The 13,734-nt window shown below is 29.2% G+C and carries 14 protein-coding genes; 11 read left to right on the plus strand and 3 right to left on the minus strand.

The genetic code is table 11. The features are described from left to right. Positions 1-11: 11 nt before the first annotated feature. Genes LX78_RS04680 through LX78_RS04690 form a run of 3 tightly spaced genes read right to left on the minus strand, consistent with a single transcriptional unit; the run spans position 12 to position 3,981 of the window. Positions 12-2,513: a carboxypeptidase-like regulatory domain-containing protein gene (locus LX78_RS04680; protein WP_109681492.1), complete on the minus strand. Its 2,502-nt coding sequence runs from the start codon at positions 2,511-2,513 to the stop codon at positions 12-14. Then, positions 2,497-3,408: a FecR family protein gene (locus tag LX78_RS04685; RefSeq protein ID WP_109681493.1), complete on the minus strand. Its 912-nt coding sequence runs from the start codon at positions 3,406-3,408 to the stop codon at positions 2,497-2,499. Before LX78_RS04685 ends, LX78_RS04680 begins: the two co-directional genes overlap by 17 nt. A 48-nt stretch (positions 3,409-3,456) precedes the next feature. After that, positions 3,457-3,981, minus strand: coding sequence for an RNA polymerase sigma factor (locus LX78_RS04690; RefSeq protein WP_109681494.1), 525 nt, complete (start codon positions 3,979-3,981; stop codon positions 3,457-3,459). Between the two features lie 151 nt (positions 3,982-4,132). On the opposite strand from LX78_RS04690, the gene LX78_RS04695 reads away from it, so the two are divergent. The 11 genes from LX78_RS04695 to LX78_RS04745 all read left to right on the plus strand — a co-directional run. Continuing rightward, positions 4,133-5,203: a hypothetical protein gene (locus LX78_RS04695; RefSeq protein ID WP_109681495.1), complete on the plus strand. Its 1,071-nt coding sequence runs from the start codon at positions 4,133-4,135 to the stop codon at positions 5,201-5,203. 29 nt (positions 5,204-5,232) lie between these two features. Further along, a complete protein-coding gene (locus LX78_RS04700; RefSeq protein ID WP_245881473.1) occupies positions 5,233-5,709 on the plus strand; it encodes a hypothetical protein in 477 nt (158 codons plus the stop codon). Between the two features lie 114 nt (positions 5,710-5,823). Next, positions 5,824-6,201, plus strand: coding sequence for an OB-fold protein (locus LX78_RS04705; protein WP_109681496.1), 378 nt, complete (start codon positions 5,824-5,826; stop codon positions 6,199-6,201). Positions 6,202-6,216: 15 nt separating this feature from the next. After that, positions 6,217-6,810, plus strand: a complete 594-nt coding sequence (locus tag LX78_RS04710; RefSeq protein ID WP_109681497.1) for a cupredoxin domain-containing protein — start codon at positions 6,217-6,219, stop codon at positions 6,808-6,810. Positions 6,811-6,842: 32 nt separating this feature from the next. Next, on the plus strand, positions 6,843-7,691 hold the full coding sequence (locus LX78_RS04715; RefSeq protein ID WP_109681498.1) for a DUF5777 family beta-barrel protein: 849 nt from the start codon (positions 6,843-6,845) through the stop codon (positions 7,689-7,691). An 11-nt stretch (positions 7,692-7,702) separates the two neighbouring features. Next, positions 7,703-8,062 carry a hypothetical protein gene (locus LX78_RS04720; protein ID WP_109681499.1) on the plus strand — a complete coding sequence of 120 codons (360 nt, stop codon included), beginning with the start codon at positions 7,703-7,705 and terminating at the stop codon, positions 8,060-8,062. A 19-nt stretch (positions 8,063-8,081) separates the two neighbouring features. Further along, positions 8,082-8,633, plus strand: coding sequence for a YceI family protein (locus LX78_RS04725; protein WP_109681500.1), 552 nt, complete (start codon positions 8,082-8,084; stop codon positions 8,631-8,633). A gap of 174 nt (positions 8,634-8,807) precedes the next feature. After that, positions 8,808-9,257 (plus strand): hypothetical protein, encoded by a 450-nt coding sequence (locus LX78_RS04730; RefSeq protein WP_109681501.1) that lies wholly within the window; start codon positions 8,808-8,810, stop codon positions 9,255-9,257. Between the two features lie 282 nt (positions 9,258-9,539). After that, positions 9,540-10,841: a hypothetical protein gene (locus LX78_RS04735; RefSeq protein WP_109681502.1), complete on the plus strand. Its 1,302-nt coding sequence runs from the start codon at positions 9,540-9,542 to the stop codon at positions 10,839-10,841. 167 nt (positions 10,842-11,008) lie between these two features. Further along, positions 11,009-12,469: a gliding motility-associated C-terminal domain-containing protein gene (locus tag LX78_RS04740; RefSeq protein WP_109681503.1), complete on the plus strand. Its 1,461-nt coding sequence runs from the start codon at positions 11,009-11,011 to the stop codon at positions 12,467-12,469. A gap of 2 nt (positions 12,470-12,471) precedes the next feature. Then, positions 12,472-13,734, plus strand: a 1,263-nt coding sequence (locus LX78_RS04745; protein ID WP_146192548.1) for a PorP/SprF family type IX secretion system membrane protein, incomplete at its 3' end; no start/stop codon positions are given.

A 13,734-nucleotide genomic window follows, 5' to 3' on the forward strand; every position in this document is an offset into this window, starting at 1 on the left:
AATAACATATCTTAAAAAATAAACCTAGCAGATAGGTTGGGAGTGAAGTTAAGTGACATTTCATTTGTCTCAATTACAGATCCGTTATCTATAGTATAATACTTATTGATTACATTTTCTGTTCCTAATACGTTCCACAAAGAACCTCCAAACTGTCCTTTAATTTTTCTGTTAATATCTATCATATATAAAGCTGAAACATCTACTCTGTAATAAGAGTCTAATCTTGATGAGTTTGTAGATTGATAATTTATCTCATTATTTACTATTTCGTTGCCTTCTACTGGTTCTGTAATAGGCTTTCCTGTATGCCAATTTAAACCCAAAGAAAATTTAAAATCACCTTTTATATATGAAGAACCAAACGTAGCAGCATGAGTAGTATCATAATTACTTGGAAAAGGATTTTGATTAATAGAGTTAAATGAGTAATTGTTATCCATATAGGAATAACTTAACCATATATTATAATTTGGGAACGACTTTCTAAGTAGTAAATCTAAACCATATACTGTGTTTGTTCCACTTGATTTTTCAAATTGAAATTGGTCTGTAAAACCTTGACTTTGAGTTGTAATTCCTTTTACGAATTTATAATAAAATTCTGAGCTTATTAGGTAATTGTTTTTAGAATAATTGATTCCAAAAGAACCCTTTTTGCTTTGGATTATTGGAATAGTATTGTTATTAGATAACTGCCAACGTCTTTTTTCAACTCCTAAAAAGTCGTTTTGGAAATTAATAATTTGCGAGGTGTTTTGACTCTTGAATTCACCTAAAATTTCAATAGTAAAATGATTCCAGAAACCATGGGTAAAACTTAAACGAGGTTCAATAAGGCTCTTTTTAAATTTATTAATATAGTTATATCGAACACCAAAATTAATATGTGTTTGGTTATTAGGGCTACTATAAGATAATTCTGAAAATATGCCATTAGTTCTTAAAACTTCTGAAATTAATAATCTATAGACAGGATTGTCAACATCATCTAAATTAGTAATTTCGGTTTCAACAAACTGGTAGCCCAAGTTTAGTTTTATAGATTTGTTTATCTTGTAATTGCCTTGCAATTTAAAACTAGATTCAGATATTTGATTTTCTTGTAAGTACCTTTGGTCTTCTAATATATTGGCGTTTGTGGCTTGTAATTTATAATCAGTTTCATAAAACTCAAAAGTTGTATGTAATTTTTCATTCCATAAACGTTTATAGAAAACAGAACCTGCAATGCTGTTTTGGGTTAATTTACTCTCCTTAGATCTTTCTAAATCATCAATAATTGTATTTTCATCAAACACCAGTTTGTTTGAAGCATTTATAAAATTAATACGTAGTTTATCTTTTTTACTAATTTCATATAGCCAGCGCAATGAGAAATCATAAAAATCGAATTCTTCATTGGTATTTAAGACATTTGAGGTGTTGTTTTCAAAATCTGGATCTTGAGTAATTCTTTCAAAATACCTGTTAAATGTTGGTGTTTCTGTGAAATCGCTTAAAGATTTTCTAGCTGCTATTTCAACCGATGAATTGTCGCTAATTTTTAAGTTTAAATATCCATTTAAATCTATTAAGTTAAAACCAATACTACCTGTAGTTTTTGTGTTTAGTTTAGTGTCTGTGTTCATCGATATAGTTCCAGAAACTCCATCTGTAAAGGAAGCATTTGTACCATTTTTTATTAATAGCACATCTTTTGTAATTTGTGGATTGTATAAAGAAATGAGACCGAAGAAATGTCCTGATTGATACATTTTTATGCCATCCCAAAGTATGAGATTTTGATCGTTAGAACCTCCTCTAATATTGATGTTAGACACAGTCTCATCGACACTTAAAATGCCAGGAAATGCTTGAATAGACTGCAAAACATCTGTATCAATTAATCCTGGTAGAATGTCGAATTTAGCAAAGTCTATTTCATAAGAGCCTAGATTCGTTTTAGTAATTCCGGTAGTAATATAGTTTGTTAGGAAAACTTCTGATAAGGACTCAATATTTTGTTCTAGAAAAATATCCCTACAAGTTGATTTTTGATTATTTTCAAAAAAAATATTAATTGTATTGTATCCTAATGAACGAATAATTAACCTGTCATTAGTATTTTTTACCTCTATTTCAAAATAGCCAGTTTCATCGCTTACAGTTCCTGAATTTTTTGTTTGAATTGTTGCCTGTTCAATTGGTAAATTACCTTCTTTGCTTTTTATATAACCACAAAATAACCTTAAAGGTTTGGTAATAATTACAATCCCATTTTCTGAATCATTGAATTTTAAATCTGTATTATTCTCTAGATATAATAATACGTCCGATAACGTTAAAGAGGCTTCTGGTGAAGTGATAAACACATTTTCAATATTCTCTGGAGCATAATTAAACTGAACGTTGTATTTGTTTTCTAAATCTTTAAGAATTATGGAAAGAGAATCTTTTTCTTGAGCCATAACATGATATGAAAGCCCAAAAACAAAATAAATGAATAAAACAATTCTAGTTTTCCATCTCATATATTACAACGCTGTTTTTTGAACTCCATTTATAAGATAAATTCATAGGCTTTGTAATAGATAGAAGGGCATTTTCTAAGTTGATATGTGTGAAAGCGCCAGAAAACAAACGCTTTAAATCTATATTATCAGTTGTAATTTGAATGTTATATTGTCTTTCCAACTCTCCAAGGACATCACTAAACTCAATGTTTTCAAAATTACTTTTGTTGTTTGACCAATTTGGAGAATCTAAATCTGTTTGACCTTCACTAAAGCGACCTTTGTAAATTTTAAACGTATTTCCTGCAATAAGTTGTCTGATAATAGTATCGGATTTTACTTTTACTATCCCTTCAAAACAATGCACTTCGAAATAATCTTCTCGATTTTTCACATTAAATTCTGTGCCAACAACTGTTACTGTTCCTATTGTTGTAACAACATTAAAGGTTTTTCCTTTTGCGACTTTAAAATATGCTTCTCCATTTAAATTTAAGTTCCTGTTTTCATCCCAATTCTTTTCTTTATATTTTAAGGATGATAATGCGTTTAAAGTAACCTGAGAATGGTCTGGCAACTCAATAGTTGTTTTTTCTGCTATTTGAGTATTGATTGTAGTTGTTGAATTAAAGAAAAAAGAAAAGTATACACCAAGAGCAACAACAAGTATAGCAGCAATACGCAGATATGGTTTGTACCAATTAGTGTTTAATTTAGTAGTCTCTCGATTTTGATAATCTTTTTTAAATGCTTCAAAATCTTTAATATTAGTATGATCGGAAGCTTTAAAAAACTGAGCACTATCAATAATTTTTTGATTCAATGCAAAATCTTCCTGATTAGAAAAAAGGGCTTTTTCAGATTCAGTTAATTCATTATTTAACCATTTTTTTAATAAGTCATCTTGTTCCATTAATTCACTCTCTTTTATATATAACAACTTACTTTTAAAAAATCCTGATTACTTAATAGAAAAATTTTCCAGTTCAGATTTTAAAATCTTAAAAGCACTATATATCCTATATTCTATAACCTTTTTGGTAACACCTAGCATATCGGCAATTTCACTATGTTTTTTTCCATCAACCTTGTTTAATAAAAAAGCAACCCGTTGTTCTTCGCTTAAATTTTCTAAAACTTTCTTATAACTTTCTAAATATTGGTCCTTTTCAATTAAAAACTCAGGTGTTTCATAATCGTGCTGACTGTGATTTATTTGTTGATATTTTAAAACTACTTTTTGATGCTTGATTTCGTTTAGCATTAAATTGTTTGCCACTTTAAAAAGGTATGCTTTGGCTTTACTTATAGTAACTTTTTTACAATTATCCCATAATTTAATAAAAGCATCCTGAGCTTTATCGCTTGGGTTATATTGGTCACCATATTTATAATATAAATAATTGTTCAAGTCTTTTACATGTGTGTTATATACATGTTGAAAGACTATTTCTTGACAAATATTTTCTTTTGATTCTTGATTCAAAAATGTTGGTTTAATTTTTAAAGTTAAAAATAAACAGCTTACAATTTAAAAGATTAAGAATTATATTTTATTTTTTTTAAAAAAAGTAATTTTTTTTCAGGAGTTTTTAAAAGTAAGTTGTTTTATAAATAGAAAGGCAAAAAGTATAAAGATGAAAGAGTTAAAAATTTTATTATTACACCTAATAATTGCTTCTAGCATATTAAGCTGTAGAACTGAAGAATCTGAGTTAATTGAGACACCTACAGAAGACACAATTAAAACAAATTCTTTAATTGCCAACCTAATGAAGCGAACTACCTCTAATGATGGTTCGGTTGATAATATTATAGATTATGCCAATTGTTTTACAGTTAAGTTACCAATATCTGTAACTGCAAATGGTGTTCAATTAACAATATATACAGCAAATGATTACGATGACATTGAGTTTATTTTTGATGAATTCGATGATGATAACGACACCATTATTATTAGCTATCCAATTACAATTATTTTAGAAGATTATTCAGAAGTTAGTATATCTAATAGCACAGAATTATTGAGTTATTCAAGTAATTGTCATGGAGAGAATGTCTTGGACGATGATATTGAATGTTTAGACTTTATATACCCAATTAGTGCTTCTGTTTTCAATATAAACAATGAATTAATTGACACAATTTATCTCAATAATGATAATGAATTGTATCATTTTATAGATCAAATAGACTTAAACGATATAGTTACTTTAAATTTCCCAATATCGGTTGTTCTTTATGATGATTCTCAATTAACACTTAATAGTTTAATCGAATTAGAAACAACCATTATAAATTTCACTAATACTTGCGATGAGGATGATGATTATGATTACAATGATGATGATTGTGATAATTGTACACCTGTAGAATTAGAATCCTTTTTAACCAGTTGTTCAAATTGGACAGTAGATAAGTTAGAACGAAGTGGAAATGATTATGATGATTTATATGATAATTATTTTTTCAACTTTTATAATGATGGTTCTATAGTAGTAGATTATCCTGGAGGTACAGATTATGGTACATGGATAACTTCTGGTACAGGAAATAACATAGAAGTTGTTATTAACATTCCAGATTTACCATACTGTAATAATAATTGGATTCTTCATGAAATTGAAGAACGAACAGGAGAAACCAAAATCGATTTGAGAGTAGGTGGAGACGACCGTTTACGCTATGAAAGTACTTGTAACTAAATATAAATAATCAATTAAAAACGAAAATTATGAAAGCAAATTTTTCACATGGATTAATACTTATGCTTAGTGTTTTTCTACTATCGTCCACTTGTTCAAGCGATGACGACGATGGGACACCAAATGATAATAGTGGACAAATCCAGCAAATAATGGTTGAAGCACAATCTGGAACCTGGAGAATATCAAGCTATATAGATTCTGGACAAGATGAAACAAGCGATTTTTCAGGCTATAACTTCTTGTTTGATTCTAATGGCACCTTAACGGCTACTAAAGACGATTTATCCCGAACAGGATCATGGTCTGTAACAGATAGTAATAGTAACGATGATAGTAGCGACGATATAGATTTCAATATTTTCTTTAATGTTCCTGAAACAGATGTTTTTGAAGACTTAAACGATGATTGGGATATTCTTTCTCATTCAGATACCATGATAAAATTACGTGATGTAAGTGGTGGTAATGGTGGCACAGACACGCTTACATTCGAACGAAACTAAAATTGAGAAAGAAAAAGTTTTAGTAACTCCAAATCTTTTGCCCTAAATCTAGTTAATAGCAAAACTGCTTCAGTTTGGAAGCAAGCTGAAGTAGTTATTACAATAAACGAAATTATGCGCAAAAAAATAATCATAATATGTCTAATTCTTGTTGCTATTGTAGCATACAAATATGTTTATAAAAGTCATCGAGATATTGCAACAGAGTCTGCAAGCTATAAAACATCAGCAATAGATTTATCTAAAGAGTTTCAAATCAACTCTAAAGATTCAGAAGCTAAATACTTAGACAATACCATTCAAATATCTGGACAGGTTTCAGAAGTTGATGGTTTATCAATAACACTAGATGATAAAGTTTTTTGTCAGTTTACAGAACCTCAAGAGAAGATATTTAAATTAAAAGAAAAAGTAAAAATTAAGGGACGCTTTATAGGCTATGACGATTTGTTAGAGCAAGTTAAAATAGACCAATGTTTTATTATTAATTAATTAAATCACACTATTATGAAAACAAAGTTACTAATGATGCTATTCTTTGGAATATGCAGTTTGCAAGCACAAACGACCCATGATTTAATTTGGGAGAGAAATTTTACGAGTCCAGAATCAGATTTAACCATTGAAACAGGTGATACTGTTAGATGGACTTGGACAGATGATTTGCCACATACAGTTGAAAACGACGCTGGAAGCACAGAAACATTTAACAGTGGAACTATAACAGGTTTAAATGAGGTTTATACATATACATTTACGGTAGAAGGAGTAAACCCATATTTATGTGGAATTCATGGAGCAGGTAATATGTCTGGAATAATAACTGTTGTAGATCAATTATCTGTTGATGAGTTTGATTCTTCAAGCTTAATCATGTTTCCAAATCCTGTAATTACAGAATTACAAATAAAACTACCACAAAATATGAGTGAAGGAACCATTACGTTTTTCGATTTAACTGGAAAACAAGTTTTAAATCAGCTTATTAATAGTGGTATTAAGGAATTGTCTATAGATGTTTCTCAATTAAAATCTGGTATGTATTTTATAAAGTATCAATTTGGAGAAATATTAGAAACTAGAAAATTAATAATTAAGTAAATCTTATCGGTATCAATTTTCAAAAGATAATTATGAAAAAGATATTCTACATTTTATTTTGTTTGCCGTTGTGTTTTTTTGCACAAGATGATTTATTGGATGAAATTGATACCGATTCAATTACTAACAATTATGCCGATGCTGCTTTTAAAGGGCTAAAGATTGTTAATTTTGAATCAACAAAATTAGTTGCTAAAAAAGATTTCACCTTAGTTGTTGCTCATAGGTTTGGTAGTGTTGAAAACGGATTTGATTCGTTTTTTGGTTTGGATGATGCTGTAACTAGACTTAATTTTATTTATGGTGTATCTGATGGTTTTAATATTGGAATTTCAAGAAGTTCTTATCAAAAAACATATCAAGGATCTATAAAATATCGTTTGCTTAGGCAAAAAGAAAAGGGGGCTCCATTTACTTTAGTTGGATTCAATGCTATATTAATCAACACAGCTCTAAGCGAAGATAATTTGCCAAAATTAGAATTTGTAAATAGGCTAAGTTATACGGTACAATTTCTATTATCGAGAAAGATTAATACAAATTTATCTTTAGAATTAGCACCTACTTTTTTTCATGATAATTATGTTATGGTAAACGATCAAGATAATTCTCAATTTGCTATAGGTTTTGGAGGAAGGTATAAAATTAGTAAACGTGTATCTATTAATTTGGATTATGGACTCCATCTAAATAGAGCTTCAGACTCACCATTTAGAAATCCTTTATCCATAGGTGTTGATTTAGAAACAGGTGGACATGTTTTTCAGATGCATTTTACAAATGCACAACCAATGAATACAAACTACTTTTTAGGTCAATCTACTGGAGATTGGAGTGAAGGAAATATATATTTTGGGTTTAATTTAAGTAGAACCTTCTAATAAGCGCAAACATGAAAAAGTTATTAAGTTATGTCTTATTTATATTATTGATGACTAGTTGTACATCTGTTAGTGAAGAAGATTTAATAGATCAAATTCCAATTGAAGATGTCATAACATACAATAGTCAAGTAAAACCTATTATAGATAATAATTGCATTAATTGTCATTCCATGCCTCCCGAAAATGGTGCACCAATGTCTTTAGTTAATTATAACGATGTTAAAAACGCAGTAATAAACAGAGAGTTAATTGAACGAATATCTTCAGAAGATTTAGGATTTTTAATGCCTTTTGGTGGTCCACGTTTACCACAAAACTTAATAGATGTTTTAATTCAGTGGGAACTTGACGGCTTACTAGAAGAATAACAAAAAAACACTAATTATTATGAAACAGTTTATAGTTTTACTATTTATGTTGGTAGCGATATCAATAAATGCTCAGGAAAAGTACATCACTAAATCTGGCGAACTAATATTCGAAGCATCTGTTCCTTCTTTTGAAGAAGTAAAGGCCAAAAACGAATCTGTAACAGCTATTTTTAATACAGAAAATGGAGAAATTGCTGCTTTGTTATTAGTAAAAGGATTTCGTTTTAAAAATGCTTTAATGGAAGAACATTTTAATGAAAATTATGCAGAATCAGACCTGTATCCAAAAGCTACATTTAAAGGAAAGATTAAAAATTTCTCATTAGACTTACTAAAAGATTCTAAAAATCATAAAGTTTTAATTGAAGGTATATTAGATTTTCATGGTCAGTCCAAACAATTATATAATATAGAAGCTTACCTATCAAAAAAAGAGTCTTCATTGATTTTAGATGGGTCATTTACTGTTCAGGCATCCGATTTTAAAATAGATATTCCAAAAATAGTAAAGAATAAGCTTTCAAATGATGTCCTTGTAACTTTCAATTATGAATTGAATAAGAAATAATTTTTTTTACTTATAGAGCATATTATTTATAACAACATTATTTACTGATTGTTACAGTTGTTTTTTAGTATTTAAGATAATAAAATTCTAAAATTCTTTCAAATAATCGACAAAACGCTTGTTTTTTTCGTTTAATTGCATAAATTTGTCATATAGAATCCCAAAATCTGTAATATGAAATCTAAAATTATTTTATTCTGTTTTACTTTTTTATTCCTAACAGGTGTAAGTTTTGCTCAAAAAGATGCCCCTAAAAGTATTATCAGTCAAGATGTATCTATTTCTAAATACCACGATCGTAAAGAATTAGAGCAAATGCAAAAAGGCGCTTTATTAGGTTTATATAACGAACGTATAGAAATTATCGTTAAAATATTGCCATATATTGCCTTTGCTACAAAACCTGGAGTCACTATGTCAACTTTTGGAATTCCAGATACAAAGGAAAATAGAAATGCTCTAGATGACCAAATAGATGCAACTTCTAATTATTTTCAAAGTACCATGGATTTTCAAAATAAAATATTGCCATATTCTGATAGAGCAAATTTAATTGCAGCAATTTTATTTTATGAAGAAACATTAAAAGCATTACATATTTATAGTGAAAATAATAGATTTTAAATAATATTATCTAGTCTAACTAACGTTTCAATATATTTTAAAAATATCAAGTCAATAAGCTTGATATTTTTTTTTATTAATAATTGAAACTCTTAAAAATTGTTACAATAGTATTATTATGATTTAATTTTTTTGAGTATTTAAATTAAAATGTAAGAATAAACTTTCTTAATAGAATTAATTTATGTATTTCATCGTTATTATTTGTGTTTAGTGGAATATTTTTATATGTTTGATTAATAATGAAAATAATCTTTATGCTAAATAAATAACTATTGTACTATGAAAAATCTGCCCCAACTCTTAAGTATTTTTCTATTAGTGTTTTGTAATACCTACTCTCAACAAGAGAAAGGAATTATTGGTACTAATAATTGGTTAAATTCTTGGACAGAATTTAATTCTAATCAAATTGAATATGGTGAGGCTACCGAAATCCTAACTGGTAATATTACTTCCGATACAAGATTATTAAAGAAAAACACCTATATGTTATTAGGTGATGTTTTTGTTACAAATAATGCAACCCTTACCATAGAACCTGGAACAATTATTATTGGAGACTTTAAAACTAAAGGATCCCTTATTATTACAAAAGGTGCAACTATTATTGCTGATGGTCTTGTAACCGATCCTATTGTATTTACCTCAAATAGAAGTGTTAAGAAAGCTGGAGACTGGGGAGGAATAATTGTCCTTGGCGATGCACCAATTAATAAATTTGGAAACGAATCTTCAGTAAATCATAATTTTCGTGCTGCTACTTATGAGAATATAAGTTATGGAGGTGAGAATATAGAAAGTAATTCTGGAATTTTAAGATATGTTAGAATTGAATATGCTGGAAAGAAGCTAAAAAGTGGAGAAAATTTTAATGCACTGTTATTAGCTGGTGTTGGAAGCCAAACCATTTTAGAAAAAATTATGGTTAGTAATTCTGCAGGTAATTCGTTTGATATTTATGGAGGACAAGTTAATTTAAGTAAGATGGTTTCTTATAAATCAAACAAAATTGACTATAACTTTAACTTTGGTACACAATGTAATATCTATAATTCCTTAGCTATTAGATCTTCTTACGTATCAAGTCCTGATGGATCAAGATGTATTAATATTGCTTCTTATGGAGAAGATAAAGAAGAGGTAGATTTTTCTGTAAAAGAAACTTTTGTAACAGCTACTAATTTAACCCTTATTAATGTTAGTGATAATCTGCAAACTGAAATTAAATTAGGTTTAGTAAAAGAAGCAATATATGTTGCTGAATATGCTTCACTTGATATGAGTAAAAGTGTTATTTCAGGTTTTAATCCAGCTGTATTATTTGAAAATAAAATTAAAATTAATAACGAAAATCTGGATAAGATTAGGTTTACTGAAATGTACTTTAATAATTGTAGAGGAAATATTTTTACCGAATACAATGATAATAACGAAGATTTAGAGAACTGGTATGGAAACAGTAGTTTCTTTAATGTGTATTCTAAAGGTTTAGATTCTGAAACGTTTATAGATTTAAAAGATTCTAAAAGACCAGATTTTAGATTGCGAATTAATAAAATAATAGCATCAAATCTAGATTAAGTATACTAATAACTAAAACTTTCTATAAGAACTAAATTCTCAAAAAAATACTTTTTGAGAATTCTTATTAATTAATCCAATAAGTTTTAAAATTCCCTTGGTTTGTAAAACATGACGTTTATTAATTAAACAGATGGTTTTTCAATAATTGCTAACTAATTAAGCGTATGAATAAAACTACTATTGTAAAAAAAGTCCTTTTTGTAATGTGTTTTTTTGTTCTTATTCAAACCCAGAACATAAAAGCACAGATAGTTATTGGTGCTCCAAATATAGGGTTTAGTCAAGCTTGTGCTAATGCGTCATTTAATAACTTTAATGTTACTTTTGTTTTTTCACCAGAAACTGCATTAAGTCCAACCAATCAATTTAATATAGAATTATCTGATGCAGATGGGAGTTTTTCTAGTCCAACTGTAGTTTTTACATCAAACGCTGGTTCTGTAACTACATCTCCTGCAACACTTAGTTTTTCATTACCAACAAATACTGCTGGAGAGTCTTATAGGCTTAGAATAAAAAGTACGGCTCCAGTAGCTACAAGTTCTGGTTCGCCAACTTTTGCAGCCTATTACAAAATTCAAGACAGTCCGTTTTCAATTAACAATTTAATTTCAACAGCATCATATTGTGCAGGTGGATCTTATTTACTAACGATCGATAATCCAGGAACTGGAATGAACGATTCGCCATTAAATTATCCAACACTTACATTTAAATGGTATAAAGAAACTGGTCCAACAACATCTGTTTTTGTTGCAGATGGCGAAAGTTTATTAGTGAATACGCCTGGAACTTATTTTGTAGAAACAAATTATGGTACTTGTACTTCAGATTCATTCTCAAACAGAGTAACTGTTACTGAAGCAACTTCTGGTTCAACAACTAGTATTAATTCTAGTCTTGGAAATCCGTTTTGTCCAAGTGGAGGACCAACCATTTTAGCAACTACTTTAGGGAATAGCTACCAATGGTTTTTAAATGGCGAAGCTATTTCAGGTGCCACTAACCAAACCTATGAAACTACTTTATCAGGAACATATTCTGTAAGTATTGATTTAGGAAGTTGTGTGACATCAGCTTCAATAGATTTAGAAAGTGAGATGTTTATAAGTAGTCTGAATATTGAAGATGAAAATTCAATGGAATTTGGAGATACTTTATATGTTGTGGTTTCAACTTCAGCTGAAAACCCAGAATTTCAATGGTATTTAAACGATGTGATTATTGTAGGAGCAAATGAAGACTCATATGACGCTACCGAATATGGTAACTATAAAGTAACTATTAGCCAAACAACTGGTTGTATTGTTTCAGATGAATTATTATTTGAGATTATTGAACCAATAGATCCATTTCCAAATGTAGATAACATCCCAAATTTAATCAGTCCTAATGGAGATGGGATTAATGATACATGGATAATTCCTAATCAATATGTAAGTGGAACAAATACAGAAGTGATAATTATGAACTCTTATGGAAAAGTAGTTTTTAATACAACTGATTATCAAAATAACTGGCCAGAGAATGCCATCGATTTTAAAAGTGTAAACCCTGTTTATTATTATGTGATTACAACTCAAGATAATAAAACTAAAAAAGGATCAATAACCATTGTAAAATAAAAATGAAAACTTATTTACTGATACTAACCATAATCTTATGCTCGACGCAATTTTCCTTTTCTCAGGAAGATGGTGTTGTGTCTTTGGCTATTCCAGTAAGAAGTTCATTAAAATTTAATAGATATTTAACCAACCCTACTTTTAGTTTTGTAAGAGAACAAAATACATATATTAACATTACAAATAAGAGAGAATGGGTTCAATTTGAAGATGCGCCTCAAACCTATTTAATAAATTATACTGGCAGATATAAAGAGAATATTGGAGTAGGAGTTGGATTGTTTCAACAAAATTATGGTGTATTAACAACCTTTGGAGGTATTTTAAACTTTGCTTATAATGCGAGACTTCAAACCGATAGTAATCTAACTTTTGGTTTGAATTTAGGTTTTTATAAGAGTAGTGTTAACGATGGGAAAGTAGTAGTTAATCAAGCAGATCCATCTTTAGAGAATATTCCTTCAAATTCTATACTTACTGTTAGTCCTGGTATTAATTATGGTATTGTTTTTTTCGATTTCGGTTTATCTGTAAACAATCTAGTGCAATATAATTTAAAAGCATCCGAAATGATAAAGGATGATCCACAACAAAGTATACAGGCTCATGTAATGTATACAGGATATATGTATAGTCGTGGTTTCTTTGACGAAAGTAAATTTTCAGCTTTAGTAAGATCAGAATTTAAAAAAGATCAAACTATTTTTTCAGGAGTAGCTATGCTTACAGTGCCTAAAGGAATTTGGGCTCAATTAGGTTATAATACTGTATATGGATTAACAGGAGGTGTTGGTATTAATATCACAAAACAGATTTCTGTAGAATATAATTATGAAAAGGCCATGGGAGATTTATCCACTTTTGGATCTTCACATGAATTTACTTTGGCTTACAAATTTAATACTAGAAATAGATACAAGTACAGTGGAGATGATAAAGAAGAAGCTTTACTAGGTGGTAACAAAAAACATAAACCAGCAGTTTCTAATAAACCAACATTAACTTCTGAAGAAAGAGCTCAATTAGCTGAAGAGAAAGCTTTAGAAAGAGCTGCAAAACAAGAAGAAGCTAGACTTGCAGCAGAAGCAAGAGCATTAGAAAGAGCTGAAGCACAAGAACAAGCTAGACTAGAAGGTGAGGCCAAAGCTCAAGCATTAGCTGAAGCTCAAGCAGCAGCACAGACACAAACAACAAATAATGATGCAGAAGCATCAGCATTAGCAGCAGCTCAAGCACAAGCAGACGAAGAAGCTAGGTTAGCAGCA

The organism is Xanthomarina spongicola (assembly GCF_003148645.1).
In the GTDB taxonomy this organism is placed as follows: domain Bacteria; phylum Bacteroidota; class Bacteroidia; order Flavobacteriales; family Flavobacteriaceae; genus Xanthomarina; species Xanthomarina spongicola.